The sequence below is a fragment of the Kitasatospora sp. NBC_01246 genome, from assembly GCF_036226505.1.
Classification (GTDB): Bacteria; Actinomycetota; Actinomycetes; order Streptomycetales; family Streptomycetaceae; genus Kitasatospora.
In genome coordinates this window covers 2,798,590-2,817,008 of the sequence record NZ_CP108484.1, presented here as the reverse complement: position 1 = coordinate 2,817,008, position 18,419 = coordinate 2,798,590, and the positions used below count along the sequence as shown (strand labels likewise).

Here is an 18,419-nt window from a genome sequence, read left to right as displayed (position 1 = left end):
AGTACGGGAGCGCGGCCCTGCCGCGTCCGGCGCGGGCCGGTCCGACCTGGCCCGCATCCCGGCCGGGTGCCCTTCCGGCTCCCTGGCCGAGGCAACTCCCGTTCGCAGAAGTGAAGTTACTTTCGGTTTCCGGACGGGCTCAACGCGTAGCGGGTCACTTCACTCGTAAGGGTGATCTGGGCGTGGTTTCGAATATGTGCGAGCCGGCCGATGTGTGCGGTGCCCCCGCGTGGCCGGGCGGCCACGGCGCCCGCACGGCCCGTGTCCCGGCCCGCGACCGCGCCCGCGGGCGCCCCGAGCGCTCCGAACGAGCCCCCCGACGGCGCCCCGGCGGCCGCTCGAACGCCCGGAACCGCAGGTTGACGCCGGGCCGCGGACCCCCGGGCCGGGCCCCGGGCGGCCCGGGCGCCCCCGCGCGCACGGTAGTCTCGACAGGTGCCGAAACTGTCCGACGTCATCACCGCGCTCGAAGAGATCTATCCGCCGCAGTGGGCGGAGTCCTGGGACGCCGTCGGCCTGGTCTGCGGAGACCCTCGGGCCGAGGTCCGCCGCGTGCTCTTCGCCGTCGACCCCGTGCAGACGGTGGTCGACGAGGCCGTCGAGTGGGGCGCCGACCTCGTGGTCACGCACCATCCCCTCTACCTGCGCGGCACCACCGGCGTCGCGGCCACCACGCCCAAGGGCCGGGTGGTGCACACGCTGATCCGCGCCGGCATCGCCCTGCACGTGGCGCACACCAACGCCGACCACGCCGACCCGGGCGTCTCGGACGCGCTGGCCGAGGCCGTCGGCCTGCGCGTCACCGGCCCGCTGGTGCCGGACCCGACGGACCCGCTGGGCCGGCGCGGCAGCGGGCGGATCGGCCTGCTGGAGCCGCCGCTGACCCTCGCCGCGTTCGCCGCCAAGGTCGCCGGGGGCCTGCCGGCCACCGCCGCCGGCGTCCGCGTCTGCGGCGACCCGGACCGCCTGATCGGCCGGGTCGCGGTGTGCGGCGGCGCCGGCGACAGCTTCCTCGCGCAGGCGCGCGAGGCCGGTGTCGACGCGTACGTCACCGCCGACCTGCGCCACCACCCGGCGTCCGAGGCCGCCGAGGCGGCGCCGGTCGCACTGGTCGACGCCGCGCACTGGGCCACCGAGTGGCCCTGGCTCACCCTGGCCGAGCGGGCGCTGCACGGCGCCGCCGAGCAGCGGGGCTGGGCCGTGGAGACGAAGGTCTCCCACCGGGTCACCGACCCGTGGACCGCGCACGCCCCCATGTCCTTCACCGCCTGACCCGATTCACAGGAGCTCTCCGCTTGAACGCCGCGCCCGCCGACCAGATCCGCCTGCTCGACCTCCAGGCCATCGACTCGAAGCTCGACCAGCTGGCCCACCGGCGTCGCAGCCTGCCCGAGCACGCCGAGATCGACAAGGCCACCGCCGACCACACCGCGCTCAAGGACCTCGTGGTGGCCGCCCAGGCCCAGCAGGGCGACACCACCCGCGAGCTGACCAAGGCCGAGCAGGACGTCGAGCAGGTCCGCAGCCGCTCCGCCCGCAACCAGCAGCGCCTGGACTCCGGCGCGATCACCTCGCCGAAGGACCTGGAGAACCTCCAGCACGAGATCGGCTCGCTCGCCAAGCGCCAGGGGGACCTGGAGGACGTCGTCCTGGAGATCATGGAGCGCCTGGAGTCCGCCCAGACCCGGGTCACCGAGCTGACCGCGCGCCTGGAGCACTCCACCGTCGTGCTGACCGAGGCCGAGGCCCGCCGGGACGCCGCCTTCGCCGAGATCGACGCCGAGGCCGACAAGGTCAAGCGCGACCGCGAGGCCGTCGTCGCCGTCGTCCCGGCCGACCTGCTGAAGCTCTACACCCGGCTGCGCGAGCAGCAGGGCGGCGTCGGCGCGGCCCGTCTCTACCAGCGCCGCTGCGAGGGCTGCCGGGTCGAGTTCGCCGTCTCCGACCTGAACGCCATCAAGGCCGAGCCCAAGGACGCGGTCGTCCGCTGCGACAACTGCGGCCGCATCCTGGTGCGCACCGCCGATTCGGGTATCTGAGCCGATGGCGGGGCGCAGGTTCGTCGTCGAGGCCGACGGAGGCTCCCGGGGCAACCCGGGGCCGGCCGGCTACGGCGCGGTGGTCCGGGACGGCGACACCGGCCTGATCATCGCCGAGGCTGCCGAGTTCATCGGCCACGCGACCAACAACGTGGCCGAGTACAAGGGCCTGATCGCCGGTCTGAAGGCGGCCCGGGAGCTGGACCCGGACGCCTCGGTGGACGTCCGGATGGACTCCAAGCTGGTGGTCGAGCAGATGTCCGGGCGCTGGAAGATCAAGCACCCCGACATGCAGCCGCTCGCCGCCGAGGCCCGGGCGGTGCTGCCGCGCGGCCAGGTCAAGTACACCTGGATCCCGCGCGAGCGGAACAAGGACGCCGACCGGCTGGCCAACGAGGCGATGGACGCGGGCAAGGCCGGCCGGCAGTGGGAGCCCAGGGCGGCCGGGGCCGAGCGGCCCGCCGTCGCCGACGAGCCCCCGCTGGAGACCGCCGCGCCCAAGGCCGGCTGGGCGGCCGCCGCCGACCTCGGCACGCCGACCACCTTCGTCCTGCTCCGCCACGGCGAGACCCACCTCACCCCGGAGAAGCGCTTCTCCGGCAGCGGCGGCAGCGATCCGGAGCTCTCCGAGAAGGGCCGCTGGCAGGCCGAGCGGGCGGCCGAGGCGCTGGCCTCCCGCGGTTCGGTCCAGGCCGTGGTCAGCTCGCCGATGCTCCGTACCCGGCAGACCGCCGAGACCGTCGCCGCCCGCCTCGGCCTGGAGGTCCGCTACGAGGACGGCCTGCGCGAGGTGGACTTCGGCGCCTGGGAGGGGCTGACCTTCGCCGAGGTGCAGGAGCGCCACCCGGAGGACCTCAACGCCTGGCTCGGCTCGGCGAAGGCCAAGCCGACCGGCGGCGGCGAGAGCTTCACCGCGCTCACCCACCGGATCGGCGTCGCCCGGGACAAGATCCTGGCCCGCCACCACGGCCGGACCGTCCTGGTGGTGTCGCACGTCAGCCCGATCAAGACCCTGGTGCGGCTGGCGCTCGGCGCCCCGCCGGACTCGCTCTACCGGATGGAGCTGTCCGCCGCCTCGCTCTGCGCCGTCCAGTACTACGCGGACGGCAACGCCTCGGTGCGGCTGCTCAACGACACCGGGCACCTGCGCTGACGCCCCGGCGGCGGGCCCACCGGGGCCCGCCGCCGGCGCCGTTCGGCGCGGCTCAGTGCACCTCGGTGACCACCACGTCCAGCTGCCAGGGCTTGCGGGCGGTGCCCTCGGCCGCGACCTCCACCCGGTGCCCCAGCCCGAGCAGCGCGTCCACCAGTTCGCCGGGCGTCTTCGGCTCGGCCCCCGCCACCAGCAGGTCACGGACCAGCCGGCCCTTGGTGGCCTTGTTGAAGTGGCTCACCACCGAGCGCTTGCCGGCGCGCTCCTGGAGCACCCGCACGGTGGCCGTCCGGGTCACCAGCTCACCGGCCGGCTTCCACGCCGCCGCGTACGCGGAACTGCGCAGGTCCAGCACCAGGCCGTCGGCCACCTCCGGCAGCACGGACGCCGTCGCGGCGCGCCAGTACGGGCCGAGGGCACCCGGGCCGGGCAGCTTCACACCCATCGAGCAGCGGTAGGGCGGGATCCGGTCCCCGATCCGGACGGCGCCCCAGAGGCCGGAGAAGACCAGCAGCGAGCGCGCGGCCCGGTCGTACGCGGCCTCGTCCAGGGTGGCCAGACCGAGGTTGTCGAAGAGCACGCCGGTGTACACCTCGCCGGCGGGCCGCGCACCGGCCGTCGGCAGCCCCGCGTTCCGGGCCACCTCGCCGCGCAGCCCGGGGCTCAGGCCGAGCACCCCGGCGGCGGCCTCCTCGTCCCCCCGGCAGAGGCCGACCAGGGCCTCCAGCACCCGCGCCCGCGCCGCCGTCAGCCCGGGCAGCGACAGCGCGTCGAGCGCCACCGGAACGCCGTCCCCGGACGCGGCCTTGCCCTCCGAGGGCGGCAACAGCACCAGCACAGCGGACTCCTCAACATTTTGTGGCGGGCGAACCCCGCCACCCTACGCAAGCCGGCCCGGCCGCGGGTAACCCCGCTACCGCCCGGGCCGCGGGGCCGCCGCCGCGACCAGCGCCGCCCCGGCGCCGAGCGCCAGGCAGAGCGGTGAGTAGTAGCGCGTGTTCAGCCGCCTGAAGCGCTCCGTCCGTTCGTTCAGCACGCCGAAGACCAGCGGCCCGGCCGCCCCGCGCGCCAGCAGGACCCCCGCGACCGTCCGGACGCCGGCCCGGCGCACCCCGCGCGGCCCGACCGCCGGCAGCGCCCCGGCCTCCGCGCCGACCAGGTAGGCCGCCGTGCCCAGCAGCCCCGCCACCGCCAGGCAGGCCGCCGCCGGCGGCACGCCCCCGCCGGTGCCGATCACGGTGTCCGCGAACTCCTGCGGCGACCGCGCCGGCCACGGCGTCACCGTCCAGAGCGCGTGCAGCGCCCCCGTCACCGCCAGCCCCCCGGCCACCGCCGCCCCCGTCACCCGTACCGCGTCCATCCGCCGAGCCCCCTCCCGCGTCCGATCGATGAGGCCACCCTACGAGCGCTTACGGAGAACCCGTTGGGCCGCCGCCCGGCCGCGGCATACGGTGGCACCGAAGGAGAGTGACGAGATGACCATGCGCCCCCTGGACCTGGTGCCCGGCGACGACGACGCGGTGGCCCTCGCCGCCATGGACCTCAGGGCCCTGCTCGGCCGCTGAGCGGGGGCGGGCCCGGCCGGCGCGGCGGCCCGGGCGGACGTCGGCGCGCCCTGCCGCCGACGTCCGCCCGGAATCACCCGATTCGCCCTACGCTGCCTGCATGCCACGCCGAAAACTGCGCGTCAAAGCCGCCGACTCGGCCCGGATCAACGCCGAACTGGCCGAGCTGCGCGCCCGCCTGGAGATCCGTACCGAGTGGCCGGAGGCCGTGCTCGCGGAGGCCGAGCGGGCCGCCGAGTCGCCGCGGCTGCCGGAGTACGACGCGACCGACCTCCCGCTCTTCACCGTCGACCCGCCCGGCTCCCGCGACCTCGACCAGGCCATGCACCTGGCCCGCCGGCCCGGCGGCGGCTACCGGGTGCACTACGCGATCGCCGACGTCGCCGCCTTCGTCCGCCCCGGCGGCGCGATCGACGCCGAGGCCCGCCGCCGCGTCCAGACCCTCTACTTCCCCGACCACCGCGTCCCGCTGCACCCGGCCCGGCTCAGCGAGGACGCCGCCAGCCTGCTGCCCGGCGAGACCCGCCCGGCCCTGCTCTGGCAGCTCGACCTGGACACCGACGGCGCCGTCGTCCTCGCCGACCTGCGCCGCGCGCTGGTCCGCTCGCACCGCCGGCTCGACTACGACGACGTCCAGCGGGCTGTGGACGCCGGCGGCGCCGACGAGCAGCTCGCCCTGCTCGCCGCCGTCGGCCGGCTCCGGGAGGAGCAGGAGCGGGCCCGCGGCGGGATCAGCCTGCCCGTCCCCGAGCAGGAGATCGAGGACACCCTGCACGGGTACGTCCTCGGCTACCGCGCGCTCGGTCCCGCCGACGGCTGGAACGCCCAGATCTCCCTGCTCACCGGGACCGCTGCGGCGGACCTGATGCTGGACGCCGGCGTCGGCCTGCTGCGCACCCTGCCCGCCGCGCCCGCCGCCGCGTACGAGCGGCTGCGCCGCACCGCCCGCGCGCTCGACATCACCTGGCCGGACGACCTTTCCTACCCGGACCTCGTCCGCTCGCTCGACCCCGGGGCCCCGCTGCACGCGGCCTTCCTCAACGAGTGCACCGGACTGCTGCGAGGGGCCGGCTACCGGGCCTTCGACGAAGCCCGGGGCCTGCCCGCCCCGGCCGACCCGGTGCACGCCGCGCTGGCCGCCCCGTACGCGCACTGCACCGCGCCGCTGCGCCGGCTCGGCGACCGCTTCGCCCAGGAGGTCTGCGCGGCCGTGGCCGCCGGCGAGGAGGTGCCGGACTGGGTCCGGGAGGCACTGCCCGGCGTCCCCGCCCTGATGGCGGCCGGGGACCGCCGCTCGGCCGAGGTCGAACGGGCCTGCGTGGACCTGGTCGAGGCGGAGCTGCTGTCCGGCCGGGAGGGCGAGGACTTCCCCGCGGTGGTCATCGACGTGGACGAGCAGCGGCCCGCGCGCGGCACCGTACAGCTGCGCGAACCCGCCGTCCGGGCGCGCTGCGAGGCGGCGGGCGGGGCGGTGCTCCCGCTCGGCGGCCGGATCGTCGCCCGCCTGACGCAGGCCGACCCGGCCACCCGCACCGTCCGCTTCGCCGCGCTCTGAGGCGTTCTGACGCGCGTTCCGACGCCCCCCGCGCCGGCCCCCCGCGCCGGACCCCCGCGCCCGGGCCTCCGCCCGGACCGCCCGGACCCGTCCGGACCGTCCGGGGCCGCGCCACCCGGACGGGCCGATCCACCGCCGCTCCGGGGCGCCCGGGTGGGAGGATCGACCCGTGGCCGAACCGACCTCCCTCCCCGCGCCGTCCGCCGACCCGGGCCGGCGCCGCAGGCTGCTGATCCTCGGGATCTGCTGCCTGAGCCTGTTCATCGTCGGGCTCGACAACACCGTGGTGAACATCGCCCTCCCGGCGATCCAGCAGGACTTCGACGCCCCGGCCTCCGGCCTGCAGTGGATCATCGATGCCTACACCCTGGTGCTGGCCTCGCTGCTGATGCTGTTCGGCTCGGTGGCCGACCGCTTCGGCCGCCGCCGGGTGTTCCAGACCGGTCTGCTGCTCTTCGTGCTCGGCTCGCTGCTCTGCAGCCTGGCCCCCAGCCTGGAGTGGCTGGTGGTGTTCCGGGCGGTGCAGGCCGTCGGCGGTTCGATGCTGAACCCGGTGGCGATGTCGATCATCACCAACACCTTCACCGAACCGCGCGAGCGGGCCCGGGCGATCGGCGTCTGGGGCGGGGTGGTCGGCATCTCGATGGCGCTCGGCCCGCTGCTCGGCGGGTTCCTGGTGGACATCGCCGGCTGGCCGGCGATCTTCCTGATCAACGTCCCGGTCGGGCTGGTCGCCTGCCTGCTGACCGCCCGTTACGTCCCCGAGTCGCGCTCGCCCCGGCCCCGCCGGCTGGACCCGGTCGGCCAGGTGCTGATGGTGGTGCTGCTCGGCTGCGGCACCGCCGCGATCATCGAGGGCCCCGAGCACGGCTGGACGTCCCCGCTGATCCTCGGGCTCGGCGCGGCCGCGCTGGCCGCGCTGGTGGCCTTCCCGTTCTGGGAGCTGCGGGTGACCGAGCCGCTGGTCGACCCGCGGTTCTTCCGCAGCGCGCCGTTCACCGGAGCCACCGTCACCGCCGTCTGCGCCTTCGCCGCGCTCGGCGGCTTCCTCTTCCTCAATACCCTGTACCTGCAGAACGTCCGGCACTACAGCCCGGTCGAGGCGGGCCTGTGGACGCTGCCGATGGCCGGGATGATGCTGGTCTGCGCGCCGCTCTCGGGCCGGATCGTCGGCGGCCGGGGGCCGCGCGGCCCGCTGGTCGCGGCGGGTCTCGGCCTCGCCGCCAGCGGGCTGCTGCTCACCCGGCTCACCGCCGACTCCCCGCCGGGCCTGCTGCTGGCCGCCTACGCGCTGTTCGGCTTCGGCTTCGGCATGGTCAACGCGCCGATCACCAATGCCGCCGTCTCCGGGATGCCGCGCGCCCAGGCGGGGGTGGCGGCGGCGGTCGCCTCGACCAGCCGCCAGGTCGGCCAGTCGCTCGGCGTCGCGGTGATCGGCACGGTGGTCACCTCGGCCGTCGTGGGCCCGGTCGCCACCGGCTTCGCCCCGGCCAGCCACGCCGGCTGGTGGATCGTGACCGGGCTGGGCCTCGCGATCCTCCTCCTCGGGCTGGTCACCACCACGGCCTGGGCCACCGGCACCGCCACCCGGGTGGCCGCCCGCCTCGGCGGCGACCCGCCCCTCGTCCGGGCCGGGGTACGGGACGCCCCGCCCGAGCGGTTACGATGACCACTACGGCGGAAGAGCCGGCCGGGCGGTCGCGACGGGTCCTCAGGGCCCGCCGAGGAACGTCCGGGCTCCACAGAGCAGGGTGGTGGGTAACGCCCACCCGGGGTGACCCGCGGGACAGTGCCACAGAAAACAGACCGCCCACCGCTTCGGCGGCGGGTAAGGGTGAAACGGTGGTGTAAGAGACCACCAGCGACCGGGGTGACTCGGCCGGCTCGGTAAACCCCACCTGGAGCAAGGTCAAGATCGGTGCCCCCGGGCACCGTGCGCGGATGTTCGAGGGCTGCTCGCCCGAGTCCGCGGGTAGACCGCACGAGGCTGTCGGCAACGGCAGTCCTAGATGGATGACCGCCTCCCCGGGCCGCGCGAGCAGCCCAGGAGACAGAACCCGGCGTACAGGCCGACTCTTCCGCCCCTCTCCGCTCCCGCCCGCCCCGGCACGGGCGCGGGCAGCGCCCGCCCGTGCCGGGAGCGACCGGTCCGTGCGCCGCTCAGGCCGGGTGGGCCCCGACCGCGTCGCGGATCTGTTCGCCCAGGCCGCCGTTGACCCGGGCGCAGTGCGCGCAGCAGAAGAACCGGCCGGCGACCTCGACGCCGTGGCCGACGATCCGGACCTGGCAGTGCTCACAGCGCGGGGCGAGCTTCTCCATCGCGCACTCGAAGCTGTCGAAGGTGTACACGTCGCCGGTGATCGTCTTTATCTCGAAGGACAGCCAGTAGTCGTTGGAGCAGACGTCGCAGACCGCCATGGGGCCGTCTCCCTTCCTGTCGGGGGGCTGACCGACCTGGCGGGCGCTCAGCCCTCCCAGTCTCGGAGCCCCCGGGGGGAGCGGCCACTCGGCGCACCCGGTCAGGCGGACCGGGCGGACAGCTCCTCCAGGGCGCGCACCGCGCGGTCGGCGTCGTCGGCGCCGACGAACAGGTGGTCGTGGTGGAAGCCGGCCACCACGTTGCAGCTGATCCCCTCCTCGGCGAGCCGCACCGCCACGGCGGCGGTCAGGCCGACGGCCTCCAGCGCCGAGTGGATGTGCAGGGTGATCCAGGCCGCCACGTACTCGTAACGCAGGCCGAGCGCGTCGGCCTCCTCCTGCGCGACCACCACCGTCACCCCCTCGGGTTCGGCGACCGTCACCACCGGCCGCATCCCGGCGGGCACCTTCGCGGGCAGCGTGCAGTACACGTAGCGCCCCGGGTTGAGCCGCGGGCGCATGCCGCGCAGCAGGGTCGCAAGATCTCGTTCTCCGGCCATGCCCGCCACCGTAACGGCTGGGGGGCGGGCACCGGCCCGCCGTCGCGGCGTGTCGGTGCCCGGGCCCGGCCCCCGGTCAGCCCTGCGTCTTGTGGCGCCGGCTCTTGAGCATCAGGGCGCGCGAGAACTGGTCGTCCGCCGTGGTGGTCCGCTTGGGGAAGTTGGCGTTCATCAGCTTCTGGTAGGCGTCGGGCCGGAACTCGGCCATCAGCAGCCAGCCGCTGCGGACGTAGTCGGTGGGCGCGCTGTTCCCGGCGCCGTCGGTGCCGTCGATCTTGCCCGCGTAGTGGTGCGGCGGCTTGCTCATCACGTCCACGAAGGTGTTCGCGAGCGGGGCCAGCATGGCCGGGGTGATCTTGTAGCGGCCGGACAGGTAGGCCCGGTACAGGCCCGCGCAGTCCAGGCTGCCGTGGTTGTTGTCCTCCTTGCCGTTGGTCGCCGGGGCGTACCCCCAGTCGTAGGCGGGCCTGCCGGCGTGGTCGGTGTAGGTGCGCACCGAGGAGAAGAACCAGTCGACGCTGCTCTGCACCAGGGCGTCGTACCGCTTGACCCGCTTCGGGTCGTCGCCGAGGAGCTGGTGGGCGATCGCCAGGTTCTGGAAGGCGTAGTCGAACATCATCTGCTGGTTCCACGGCACCGGCTGGCCGCCCTTGTAGGGCGAGTCCGCGGCGAAGTACTGGCGGTTGCCCTTGGAGACGTCCAGCAGCCGGGCGAGGATGTGCCGGTCGACGGCGGTGTCCGCCTCGGCGACGAACCGCTTGGCCCGGTCGAGGTAGGTGGCGCCGTACCCGTGCGGGTCGCCGGTGGTCACCGGCGTCTGCCAGAGCGCCGGCGTCCGCAGGATCAGCCGGGCGCAGTTGGCGAGGTGGCCCACCGGGTCGCCCTGCTCGCCGCCGGTGCCGACGGGCTTGGTGGTGACGTCGTTGGGCCAGGCGGGGTCGACCTTGCCGGTCCAGAGCACGTGCTGCCCGACCGGGCGCTTGGCCAGGTCGTTGCGCTCGGAGAGGACGGCGTCGCAGAAGACGATCATCCGGTCGAGGATCGCGCGGTCGGCGGAGACCTCGTACACCAGGCCCATCGCCTTGGTGTCCTCGCCGCTGTGGCCCTGGGCCCACTGGTTGCCGATGTTGTCGGCGGCCGGCGTGAGCGTCTTGATGTACGCGGTGAAGGACTTGATCTCCTCCGGGGTGACGGGGCCGTCCAGGCTGCTGAACGTCAGGGCCGGGCGGGCCTTGCCGACCGCCGCGACGGAGGCGGTCGCCCCCGTCCCCTCCGTCCCGGACGCCACGCCGGCGACCGCGATCACGCCGGCGCTGAGACAGGCCAGCGTCGTGCTTCCGAGCAGGACCTTCACGGGTTTCTTCGGTGCCATGCGCGGACCTCCTGGGCATCGGTCAGCCGTCTGACCGGGGTGAGCCGTCGTTCGGCCCCGCGCGCCCACGGCGAGCGGGGCCGAACCGGCCGGCCCGGAGGGCCGACACCACGGTTGACGGCCCCCGCACCGGCCCGGGTTCACCACCGGCGGGCCGCCCGCGACCGGTACCGGCCGCCCCGACTCCCGTGACAGTGCCGTCCGTTCACCGGCCCGGTCCGGCCCGGCCCCACGGCGACCGGTCGGCAGCGCGCCGGGAGACGTCCCGGCGGCGGTGGCCCGTCCCGGCCGGCCGCAAACACGCGCGACCCACTCGGCAACGATTGACGAGCGATAGTCAGCGATATATCGTCGAGCTATTGAGACAGTGACGTGAATGCTGTCCGATCCACAGGAGGTGAGCGCGATGCGCTCTGGAACGCGATTCGGGAAAGAGGGTCCGCGCGGCGGTCGGCGCCGCGGGCGGGGCCCGGAGTTCGGGGAGTTCCCCGGTGAGGGCGGAGAGGGCCGTGGGGCGTTCGGCGCGTTCGGGCCGCCGTTCGGCGGCGGTCCCGGGCGGCCGCCGGGCGGGCCGTTCGGCCACGGCTTCGGCGGGCACGGCGGGCGCGGGCACGGTCCGCGCGGCCGGCGCGGCGGGCGGGCCCGGCGCGGGGACGTGCGGGCCTCGCTGCTCGCGCTGCTCAAGGAACGGCCGATGCACGGCTACGAGATGATCGCGGAGATCGCCGAGCGGACGGGCGGGGCCTGGCGGCCGAGCCCGGGCTCGATCTACCCCAACCTCCAACTGCTGGAGGAGGAGGGCCTGATCACCGCCGAGGAGGTGGGCGGCAAGCGACTGGTCTCGCTGACCGAGTCCGGCCGGGCCGAGGCCGAGGCCGGGCCCGCCGAGCCGTGGGCGGAGGCCGGCCGGGAGGTCGACTGGGAGGCCGTCCACGAGGTGGGCCAGGCGCTCGGTGCGGTCGACCAGGCGATCCGGCAGGTGGTGGCGACGGGGACGGAGGCGCAGCGCGCCAAGGGCCTCGCGGTGCTCAACGAGGCCCGCAAGAAGCTCTACCTGATCCTCGCCGAGGATGCCTGACGGCCCGAGGGGGGCGGGAACGGCGGACGGTGCCGCCGCTCAGCCGCGGACGGCGAACAGTGCCACGCAGGCGAGCAGCAGCACCGTCCAGCCGAACCAGAGCCAGGCGTTCGGCCCGAGCGCCGCGCTGTAGAGGCTGACCACCACCAGCAGGGCGGCGGTGACCACCGCGACCTGCCGGTTGTGCTGCGTCACGGCCTGCGGCCGGCGCCGGGTGCGGGTCCGTACGGTCTTCGCCATCGCCGTCCTCCCGGGGGGAGCGGCCGTCACCCGGAGGTGCGGGCGGTGGCCGTCTCGTCGTACTCGTAGCGCCAGAACCAGCGGAGGCCCCGCTGCTCCTTGACCCGGACGTACACCAGTGTGCGCGCGGGAGTCTCCCCGTGCGCGGGGACCGGCACCTTGTAGGTCTTGGGCACGCCGTACATCGGCCCCAACGGGATCGGGAGGATCCGGCCGTCCAGGGGGCCGCCGACGAATTCGGTGTCCGCGCTCTTCACCCCACCAGGGTCTCACCCCGCCGCGGCGGACCGGCGGGCGACCGGTGGCCGACCGCGGGCGGGGCGGTACGGCGGCGCGGGGAGGCACTGTGAGGGCCGGGTGCCGGGAGTGTGACCGGAGAGGCACCGCCCCCGGTCATCCGAAGGGCCCGCGCACCCTTATCCTTCCTGTTACGCCCTCGGGGTTCACCCGGGTCAGCGGGCCCCGTACGGGCCGGGTGAGGCGCACAGCGGTGTGCCCGCCGGGCCGCCGAGCCGCAGTCTCTGTACTGCCGCGACTCCGTGCCGTGACCCGGGCGTCGGCCGTCCGGCAACCCCGGCTCCGGCCGACGGGGCGCGGACAGCAGGGCCGAGCACCGTCCCGGGAAGCAGCGGGGGGCGCTGTGCGTTGCGTCGGAGTGGTACGTCGAATGCTGTGTCACACCAGGCACGGCAATGCGCGGAAGGGGCCCGATGGAAGCCGGCAGCAGGTGGACGACCTGGTGGCAGAAGCGTGAACGTCAGCGGGCCCGGTCGGCCGACGCGGACAGCCCCGCCGCCAGACTGGATCAGCTGCTGGGCGCCGTGCGCGCCGGCTTCCCGCTCGCACCCGCCGCCCATCCGGCCGGCTACCGCTGTTCCTGCGACCGGGTGGCCTGTCCGGCCCCCGCGCAGCACCCGGTCTCCTTCGCCTGGCAGAGCCAGGCGACCACCGAGCCGGAGCAGGTCGCCCGCTGGCTCTCGCGGGACCCACTGGCCAACTTCATCACCGCCACCGGCCGTGCCCACGACGTCCTGGACGTCCCGGCCGAGGCCGGCCGGCTGGCGCTGGAGCGGCTCGCGGCGCTGGGCGTCGAGGGTCCGGTGGCCGCCGTCGGCGAGGACCGCTACCTCTTCTTCACGTCCACCAGGGGCACCCCGGTGGACGAGGACGAGTGGTGGCCGAGCGCGCTGGACTCCACGCCGGACACCATGTCCGAGCACCCCGGTCTGCGCTGGCACTGCCGCGGCTCGTACACCCTGCTGCCGCCGGCCGCGCTGCCGGACGGCTCGCAGGTGCGCTGGCTCCGCGGGCCCGAGCAGCCGCTGCCGGATCCGCTGCGCGTCCTGGACGTGCTCACCGACGCCTGCACCGAGGTGGGCGCGGTCGCCGAGGAGCAGTGGCTGATCGGCTAGCGCGCCCACCCGGGGGAGCGGGCTACGGCAGGGTGAGGACCTCGGCGCCGTCGGCGGTGACGACCAGCGTGTGCTCGAACTGGGCGGTCCGCTTGCGGTCCTTGGTGACGACCGTCCAGCCGTCGGCCCAGATCTCGTAGTCGTAGGTGCCCAGGGTCAGCATCGGCTCGATGGTGAAGGTCATCCCCGGCTTGATCACCTCGGTGGCCCGCTCGCTGTCGTAGTGCGGGACGATCAGGCCGGAGTGGAACGACGTGTTGATGCCGTGCCCGGTGAAGTCCCGCACCACGCCGTAGTCGAAGCGCTTCGCGTAGGACTCGATGACCCGGCCGATCACGTTGATCTGCCGGCCGGGCTTGACCGCCTTGATCGCCCGGGCGAGCGACTCCCGGGTGCGCTCCACCAGCAGCCGGGACTCCTCGTCCACGTCGCCGCAGAGGTAGGTGGCGTTGAGGTCGCCGTGCACCCCGTGGATGTACGCGGTGGCGTCGATGTTGACGATGTCCCCGTCCTGCAGCACGGTCGAGTCGGGGATGCCGTGGCAGATCACCTCGTTGATCGAGGTGCAGATCGACTTGGGGAAGCCCCGGTAGCCGAGGTCGGACGGGTAGGCCCCGTGGTCGCACATGTAGGTGTGGGCGACGGCGTCCAGCGCGTCGGTGGTGACGCCCGGCGCGATCAGCTTGGCGGCCTCCGCCATCGCCCGGGCGGCGATCCGGCTCGCGATCCGCATCTTCTCGATGGTCTCGGCGGTCTGCACCTCGGGCCCGGTGTACGGCGCCGGCGCGGGCCGTCCGACGTACTCGGGGCGAGCGATGTGCGCCGGGACCTTGCGGGTGGGGGACTGGATGCCGGGTACGAGAGCCATGGTCGCGAGTCTATCCGCCGGTCCCCGGCCCTCCGGGGGTGTGCGGGACGGGCGGCCGCGCGCGATGATCAGTGACGACAGGCCCATCGAACGGGAGTGACCGCCATGCCCCTGGGATTCCACCGCAAGCCGACCGGACTGCCGGGCGAGTGGTTCTACTGCATCAAGCACGCCAAGGTGGAGGAGGGGCCGGAGTGCCCCGCCAAGGACCGTCTCGGCCCGTACGCCAGCCGTGAGGAGGCGGCCCACGCGCTGGAGACCGCCGAGGAGCGCAACCGGGAGTGGAAGAACGACGACGAGCGCTTCGACGGACGGCCGACCGAGGGCTGACCCCGCGACCGGCGCTGCCCCGCCCCTGGCCCGCCACCGCGGCGGGGCAGGGGCGGCGCCGTGTCAGGCGCCCTGCGGGCCGACGTACTTGGCGCTGGTCAGCGGGGCGAGCACCCGCCAGCCCAGCGTGCTGTACAGCGCGCGCCCGTCCGGCGTCCCGGCCAGCACCCCGGTCTGGGCGCCCCGGTCGTGCGCCGCGCCCGCCAGCGCCCGCATGACCAGTGAGCCGAGGCCCTTGCGGCGGTGCTCGGCGGAGGTCTCGATCTGGTCCGCGACGGCGGTCGCGCCGCAGACGCCGATCTGGCCGCGGGCCGCCAGTGCGCCGTCCTCGGCGGTGACCAGGGCGCGGACGACCTCGCCGCGGGCCCAGGTGCGCAGGCGGTAGCCCGCGGGGGCGGTGAGCCCGGGGGCGGGGGTCAGCCGGACGGTCATCAGGAAGGCCGGCTCGTCGTCGACCCACCAGTCGGGTCCGAGCCAGGGGGCGATGACGGCGGGATCCGCGAAGACCTTGAGCCACGTCCCCCGGGCGCGCACCGCGCCGGCGACCTTGCGGACGTCGGCCTCCCGTACGGCGTCCCCGGTGGCGTCCAGGACGTGCCGGGTCACGTGGTCGGTGAGGCCGACGTCGACGGTGTAGCCCCAGGGCTCCACGATCGGCGGCGCGGCCGACCGCGACACGACCCAGCCGTCCACCCAGCTCCGTACGACGTTCTCCGCCGTGATCTCCAGCATGGCCACCCTCCGCTCGCCGGACGTCAACGGAGTCCAGGGTAATAGTCTCAAGCCATCTATGTCACTTACTTTCTCGGGGCGTGGCACCGGACCGGGCCGGTCAGACCGCCGCCCGGGCCCGTGCCTCCTCGGCCTTCGCGTGCTCGGCGCGCACCGCCGCCGCGTGCGGGTCGGTGCGGTCGTCGTACGAGAGCAGCCGGGGCAGCGCGGCGGCGAGCGCCAGCACGCCGACCACGCAGGCCACACCGCCGGCCCAGACCGAGGCCCGGACGCCGACCAGACCGGCCATCCCGCCCGCCCGGACCTGGCCGAGCTGCGGGCCGACCGAGTAGCTGAGCAGCTCGACACCGGCCATCCGGCCGCGCACCTCGTCGGGGATGGACTGGTTCCACATGGTCGAGCGGGCGATCCCGCTGATCTGGTCGGCCCCGCCGGCCAGGGCGAGGCAGAGCAGCACCGGCCAGACGGCGCCGCAGAGACCGGCCAGGGCCATCGCCGCGCCCCAGCCGAGCGCGGCCACCACCAGCAGCCGGCCGTGCCGGTGGACCCGGGACGTCCAGCCGCTGGTCGCCGAGACCGCCAGCGCGCCCACCGCCGAGGCCGCGTACATCGGGCCGAGCGCCCAGTCGGCGCCCAGCTCCGAGGCCAGGAAGGGGAAGATCGCCACCGGGAAGGCGAACAGCATCGCGCAGACGTCGATCGCGTAGGTGCCCAGCAGGTCCTTGCGGCTCCAGGCGTAGCGGACCCCGGTCAGGACGGCCCGCACGGACGGCTTCTCGGCGCCGGTGGGCGGCGGCACCGCGCGGATCCGGGCGAGCAGCAGCAGCGAGGCGCCGAAGGTGAGCACGTCCAGCGCGTAGGCGGTCTGGACCCCGGCGAAGGCCACGATGATCCCGGCCAGCGCCGGGCCGGCCACCGAACCGGCGTTGCGGTAGAGCGAGTTGAGCGCGAAAGCGGCGGTCAGCTGGTCGTGCGGGACGATCCGCGGGGTCAGCGAGTCCAGGGCCGGGCGCTGCAGGCCGTCGGTCGCGGCGACCAGGGCGGCCACCAGGTAGACCGGCCAGAGCACCGGTGTCGGCAGCAGCGCGTTGATCAGCAGCAGACCGGTGAGCAGGCCGAGCCCGGCCTCCGAGAACAGCACCAGCTTGCGCCGGTCCAGCGCGTCGGCCAGGGCGCCGCCCCAGAGGCCGAAGACGATCAGCGGCACCAGCTCGAAGGCGCCGACCAGGCCGACCGCGAAGGAGGAGCCGGTGAGGTCCTTGATCTGCATCGGCACGGCGACGTAGGTGAGGAAGCTGCCGAGGCTGGTGATGCAGCCCGAGAGCCAGAGCAGCCGGAAGTCCCGGGAGGAGTGCCAGGGTGCCAGGTCGGGGCGCAGGGAGGTCAGCAGTGTCCGGACTCGCCCGGACGGAGGTGGTTCGGCGTCGTTCACGAACGACCATCCTCGGCGCCGCCCCCTCGGGGCCGCAACGGATTTTCGCCCGTCCCACCGCCTCGGGTGCCGTCTTCCCCGCCCGCCGCTACCAGCGGCTGAGCCCCGGCCCCGAGCCGAGCCGCCCGGCCAGCGCCGCCAGCCGGCCGAGCGCGCCGCGCCGGGCCGGCGCCTGCCCTGCGGCGGCGCTGACCAGGTGCTGCGCGAGGTCGAACGGCTCCTCCTCGCCGGTGCCGACCGCCAGCCGCTCGTGCGCCAGCCCCGCCAGCTCGCCCCGCTCGGCGGGGCCGTCCAGGGCGAGCACGGTCGCCCCGCCCCGTCGCGCGTCGTGGACCCGTTCGAGCAGTGGCGCCCCGGCCGCCGTGGGCGCCACCACCAGCACCGTCGCCCCGCGCCCGGCCTCGGTCAGCCGCCGCAGGCCGTGCGCCAGATGGGCCGGCGCCCGAGCGGGCACCCGGTGCCGCAGCAGGGTCGGCGCCAGCCGGGGGACGTCGGACCAGGCCGCCTCGTCGTCCAGATGGGCGGCCAGGTGCCAGGGCTCGTACTCCTCGGTGCCGACCAGCAGCAGCGCGCCCGCCCCGCGCCGGGAGACGGCGTGGCGCAGCGAGCCGGCGAAGCCGCCGACCGCCTCCAGCCAGCCCGTGCCGGTCAGCCGCTCGCGGAGTGCCGAAACTCTCACCTCGTCCATGGGCCACAGAATGTCGCGGCGGGCCGGGCGTTTGGCAGGATCGGCCCATGACTTCCCTCGATTCAGCGACAAACCCGGCCCACGAGCTGCCGGACGTCTCGCAGCTGGTGGTCGGTGTCCTCGGTGGCACCGGCGACCAGGGGCGGGGGCTCGCCCACCGGCTCGCCAAGGCCGGCCAGCAGGTGATCATCGGCTCCCGTGACGCGGCCCGCGCCGAGGCCTCGGCGGCCGAACTCGGCCTCGGCGTGCGCGGCGCCGACAACGCGACCACCGCGCGCGAGAGCGACATCGTGATCGTCGCGGTGCCCTGGGACGGGCACGCCGCCACCCTCACCGCCCTCCGCGAGGAGCTGGCCGGGAAGATCGTGGTGGACTGCGTCAACCCGCTCGGCTTCGACAAGCAGGGCGCGTACGCGCTGGTGCCGGAGGAGGGCAGTGCCGCCCAGCAGGCCGCCGCGCTGCTGCCGGACTCCCGGGTCACCGCCGCCTTCCACCACCTCTCGGCGGTGCTGCTCCAGGACGAGTCGGTCGAGCGGATCGACACCGACGTGATGGTGCTGGGCGACGAGCGGGCCGCCACCGACCTGGTCCAGGCGCTGGCCGCCCGGATCCCCGGGATGCGCGGCATCTTCGCCGGCCGGCTGCGCAACGCCCACCAGGTGGAGTCCCTGGTCGCCAACCTGATCTCGGTCAACCGCCGCTACAAGGCCCACGCGGGCCTGCGGATCACCGACGTCTGACCGGCGCCGGGGCGCGCCGATCTCACCCCCGGGCCCGGCCCGGGGGTGAGATCGGCGAGAATGGGGCCGTCCGTCACCCGGCCCTAGGAGCCCCCCGCCATGCCCCGCACGTCCCTCTTCGCCTCGATCGTCGTCGTCCTCGCGCTGGCCGCAGCCGTGGTCTCCCTGGTGCGGGGCGACTGGGTGGGCCTGGTCTGGATCCCGCTGGCCGGCGTGGCCAGCAACGTCCTCTGGCTGAACCTGCGCCGGGCGAAGCTGGCGAAGGCCGCGGCCGAGCGCGCCGCGGCCTCCTGAAGC

Annotated in this window: 21 protein-coding genes and 1 other RNA gene; 11 read left to right on the top strand and 11 right to left on the bottom strand. The window is 75.0% G+C overall.

The genetic code is table 11. The features are described from left to right. Positions 1-435 precede the first annotated feature (435 nt). Genes OG618_RS12305 through OG618_RS12295 form a run of 3 tightly spaced genes read left to right on the top strand, consistent with a single transcriptional unit; the run spans position 436 to position 3,192 of the window. Positions 436-1,272, top strand: coding sequence for a Nif3-like dinuclear metal center hexameric protein (locus OG618_RS12305; RefSeq protein WP_329487404.1), 837 nt, complete (start codon positions 436-438; stop codon positions 1,270-1,272). A 23-nt stretch (positions 1,273-1,295) separates the two neighbouring features. Continuing rightward, positions 1,296-2,039 (top strand): zinc ribbon domain-containing protein, encoded by a 744-nt coding sequence (locus tag OG618_RS12300; RefSeq protein ID WP_329487403.1) that lies wholly within the window; start codon positions 1,296-1,298, stop codon positions 2,037-2,039. Between the two features lie 4 nt (positions 2,040-2,043). Then, positions 2,044-3,192 carry a bifunctional RNase H/acid phosphatase gene (locus tag OG618_RS12295; RefSeq protein ID WP_329487402.1) on the top strand — a complete coding sequence of 383 codons (1,149 nt, stop codon included), beginning with the start codon at positions 2,044-2,046 and terminating at the stop codon, positions 3,190-3,192. Positions 3,193-3,244: 52 nt separating this feature from the next. On the opposite strand, the gene yaaA is transcribed toward OG618_RS12295, so the two are convergent. After that, positions 3,245-4,030: a peroxide stress protein YaaA gene (yaaA, locus tag OG618_RS12290; protein WP_329487401.1), complete on the bottom strand. Its 786-nt coding sequence runs from the start codon at positions 4,028-4,030 to the stop codon at positions 3,245-3,247. Between the two features lie 75 nt (positions 4,031-4,105). Beyond that, entirely contained in the window at positions 4,106-4,552 is a 447-nt protein-coding gene (locus OG618_RS12285) for a DUF3995 domain-containing protein (RefSeq protein WP_329487400.1), read from the bottom strand. A gap of 305 nt (positions 4,553-4,857) precedes the next feature. Between OG618_RS12285 and OG618_RS12280 the strand changes: the two genes are divergently transcribed. The 3 genes from OG618_RS12280 (at position 4,858) to rnpB (ending at position 8,393) form a co-directional block, all read left to right on the top strand. After that, positions 4,858-6,312, top strand: a complete 1,455-nt coding sequence (locus OG618_RS12280; protein ID WP_329487399.1) for an RNB domain-containing ribonuclease — start codon at positions 4,858-4,860, stop codon at positions 6,310-6,312. A 169-nt stretch (positions 6,313-6,481) separates the two neighbouring features. Then, entirely contained in the window at positions 6,482-7,981 is a 1,500-nt protein-coding gene (locus tag OG618_RS12275) for a DHA2 family efflux MFS transporter permease subunit (protein ID WP_329487398.1), read from the top strand. A gap of 13 nt (positions 7,982-7,994) precedes the next feature. Continuing rightward, positions 7,995-8,393, top strand: an RNA gene (rnpB, locus tag OG618_RS12270) — RNase P RNA component class A. Positions 8,394-8,472: 79 nt separating this feature from the next. Here rnpB and OG618_RS12265 read toward each other — a convergent pair. From OG618_RS12265 to OG618_RS12255, 3 genes are all read right to left on the bottom strand, one after another. Further along, positions 8,473-8,730 (bottom strand): Prokaryotic metallothionein, encoded by a 258-nt coding sequence (locus tag OG618_RS12265; RefSeq protein WP_329487397.1) that lies wholly within the window; start codon positions 8,728-8,730, stop codon positions 8,473-8,475. Positions 8,731-8,831: 101 nt separating this feature from the next. Further along, the gene (locus OG618_RS12260) at positions 8,832-9,230 is read right to left on the bottom strand and encodes an ACT domain-containing protein (RefSeq protein WP_329487396.1); all 399 of its coding nucleotides are present in this window, start codon (positions 9,228-9,230) and stop codon (positions 8,832-8,834) included. A 76-nt stretch (positions 9,231-9,306) separates the two neighbouring features. Then, positions 9,307-10,602 carry a hypothetical protein gene (locus tag OG618_RS12255; protein WP_329487395.1) on the bottom strand — a complete coding sequence of 432 codons (1,296 nt, stop codon included), beginning with the start codon at positions 10,600-10,602 and terminating at the stop codon, positions 9,307-9,309. Positions 10,603-11,008: 406 nt separating this feature from the next. On the opposite strand from OG618_RS12255, the gene OG618_RS12250 reads away from it, so the two are divergent. Further along, the gene (locus OG618_RS12250; protein ID WP_329487394.1) at positions 11,009-11,680 is read left to right on the top strand and encodes a PadR family transcriptional regulator; all 672 of its coding nucleotides are present in this window, start codon (positions 11,009-11,011) and stop codon (positions 11,678-11,680) included. Between the two features lie 39 nt (positions 11,681-11,719). Here OG618_RS12250 and OG618_RS12245 read toward each other — a convergent pair whose 3' ends face one another. Further along, a complete protein-coding gene (locus OG618_RS12245; protein WP_329487393.1) occupies positions 11,720-11,920 on the bottom strand; it encodes a hypothetical protein in 201 nt (66 codons plus the stop codon). 26 nt (positions 11,921-11,946) lie between these two features. Further along, the gene (locus OG618_RS12240) at positions 11,947-12,177 is read right to left on the bottom strand and encodes a hypothetical protein (RefSeq protein ID WP_329487392.1); all 231 of its coding nucleotides are present in this window, start codon (positions 12,175-12,177) and stop codon (positions 11,947-11,949) included. Positions 12,178-12,630: 453 nt separating this feature from the next. Here OG618_RS12240 and OG618_RS12235 point away from each other — a divergent pair, with 453 nt between their 5' ends. Further along, positions 12,631-13,332: a bifunctional DNA primase/polymerase gene (locus OG618_RS12235; protein WP_329487391.1), complete on the top strand. Its 702-nt coding sequence runs from the start codon at positions 12,631-12,633 to the stop codon at positions 13,330-13,332. A gap of 22 nt (positions 13,333-13,354) precedes the next feature. Here the strand turns inward: OG618_RS12235 and map are convergent, their stop codons facing one another. Next, positions 13,355-14,200 carry a type I methionyl aminopeptidase gene (gene map / locus OG618_RS12230; protein ID WP_329487390.1) on the bottom strand — a complete coding sequence of 282 codons (846 nt, stop codon included), beginning with the start codon at positions 14,198-14,200 and terminating at the stop codon, positions 13,355-13,357. Positions 14,201-14,305: 105 nt separating this feature from the next. Between map and OG618_RS12225 the strand changes: the two genes are divergently transcribed. After that, positions 14,306-14,530 carry a hypothetical protein gene (locus tag OG618_RS12225; protein ID WP_329487389.1) on the top strand — a complete coding sequence of 75 codons (225 nt, stop codon included), beginning with the start codon at positions 14,306-14,308 and terminating at the stop codon, positions 14,528-14,530. Between the two features lie 63 nt (positions 14,531-14,593). Here the strand turns inward: OG618_RS12225 and OG618_RS12220 are convergent, their stop codons facing one another. The 3 genes from OG618_RS12220 to OG618_RS12210 form a co-directional block, all read right to left on the bottom strand. After that, the gene (locus OG618_RS12220; protein WP_329487388.1) at positions 14,594-15,262 is read right to left on the bottom strand and encodes a GNAT family N-acetyltransferase; all 669 of its coding nucleotides are present in this window, start codon (positions 15,260-15,262) and stop codon (positions 14,594-14,596) included. A 100-nt stretch (positions 15,263-15,362) separates the two neighbouring features. Beyond that, positions 15,363-16,694, bottom strand: a complete 1,332-nt coding sequence (locus OG618_RS12215) for an MFS transporter (protein WP_329487387.1) — start codon at positions 16,692-16,694, stop codon at positions 15,363-15,365. An 88-nt stretch (positions 16,695-16,782) separates the two neighbouring features. Continuing rightward, positions 16,783-17,382, bottom strand: coding sequence for a hypothetical protein (locus tag OG618_RS12210; RefSeq protein WP_329487386.1), 600 nt, complete (start codon positions 17,380-17,382; stop codon positions 16,783-16,785). A gap of 47 nt (positions 17,383-17,429) precedes the next feature. Here OG618_RS12210 and npdG point away from each other — a divergent pair, with 47 nt between their 5' ends. Both npdG and OG618_RS12200 read left to right on the top strand, forming a co-directional pair. Continuing rightward, the gene (gene npdG / locus OG618_RS12205) at positions 17,430-18,122 is read left to right on the top strand and encodes an NADPH-dependent F420 reductase (protein WP_329487384.1); all 693 of its coding nucleotides are present in this window, start codon (positions 17,430-17,432) and stop codon (positions 18,120-18,122) included. A 99-nt stretch (positions 18,123-18,221) separates the two neighbouring features. Beyond that, entirely contained in the window at positions 18,222-18,416 is a 195-nt protein-coding gene (locus OG618_RS12200; protein WP_329487383.1) for a hypothetical protein, read from the top strand. The last annotated feature ends 3 nt before the right edge of the window (positions 18,417-18,419 follow it).

Excerpts from the sequence above, each read along its gene's own strand:
- OG618_RS12295 (WP_329487402.1), top strand. The coding sequence starts at position 2,044 with ATGGCGGGGCGCAGGTTCGTCGTCGAGGCCGACGGAGGCTCCCGGGGC.
- OG618_RS12285 (WP_329487400.1), bottom strand. The coding sequence starts at position 4,552 with ATGGACGCGGTACGGGTGACGGGGGCGGCGGTGGCCGGGGGGCTGGCG.
- OG618_RS12280 (WP_329487399.1), top strand. The coding sequence starts at position 4,858 with ATGCCACGCCGAAAACTGCGCGTCAAAGCCGCCGACTCGGCCCGGATC.
- OG618_RS12265 (WP_329487397.1), bottom strand. The coding sequence starts at position 8,730 with ATGGCGGTCTGCGACGTCTGCTCCAACGACTACTGGCTGTCCTTCGAG.
- OG618_RS12260 (WP_329487396.1), bottom strand. The coding sequence starts at position 9,230 with ATGGCCGGAGAACGAGATCTTGCGACCCTGCTGCGCGGCATGCGCCCG.
- OG618_RS12255 (WP_329487395.1), bottom strand. The coding sequence starts at position 10,602 with ATGGCACCGAAGAAACCCGTGAAGGTCCTGCTCGGAAGCACGACGCTG.
- OG618_RS12250 (WP_329487394.1), top strand. The coding sequence starts at position 11,009 with ATGCGCTCTGGAACGCGATTCGGGAAAGAGGGTCCGCGCGGCGGTCGG.
- OG618_RS12245 (WP_329487393.1), bottom strand. The coding sequence starts at position 11,920 with ATGGCGAAGACCGTACGGACCCGCACCCGGCGCCGGCCGCAGGCCGTG.
- OG618_RS12235 (WP_329487391.1), top strand. The coding sequence starts at position 12,631 with ATGGAAGCCGGCAGCAGGTGGACGACCTGGTGGCAGAAGCGTGAACGT.
- map (WP_329487390.1), bottom strand. The coding sequence starts at position 14,200 with ATGGCTCTCGTACCCGGCATCCAGTCCCCCACCCGCAAGGTCCCGGCG.
- OG618_RS12225 (WP_329487389.1), top strand. The coding sequence starts at position 14,306 with ATGCCCCTGGGATTCCACCGCAAGCCGACCGGACTGCCGGGCGAGTGG.
- OG618_RS12220 (WP_329487388.1), bottom strand. The coding sequence starts at position 15,262 with ATGCTGGAGATCACGGCGGAGAACGTCGTACGGAGCTGGGTGGACGGC.
- OG618_RS12210 (WP_329487386.1), bottom strand. The coding sequence starts at position 17,382 with ATGGACGAGGTGAGAGTTTCGGCACTCCGCGAGCGGCTGACCGGCACG.
- npdG (WP_329487384.1), top strand. The coding sequence starts at position 17,430 with ATGACTTCCCTCGATTCAGCGACAAACCCGGCCCACGAGCTGCCGGAC.
- OG618_RS12200 (WP_329487383.1), top strand. The coding sequence starts at position 18,222 with ATGCCCCGCACGTCCCTCTTCGCCTCGATCGTCGTCGTCCTCGCGCTG.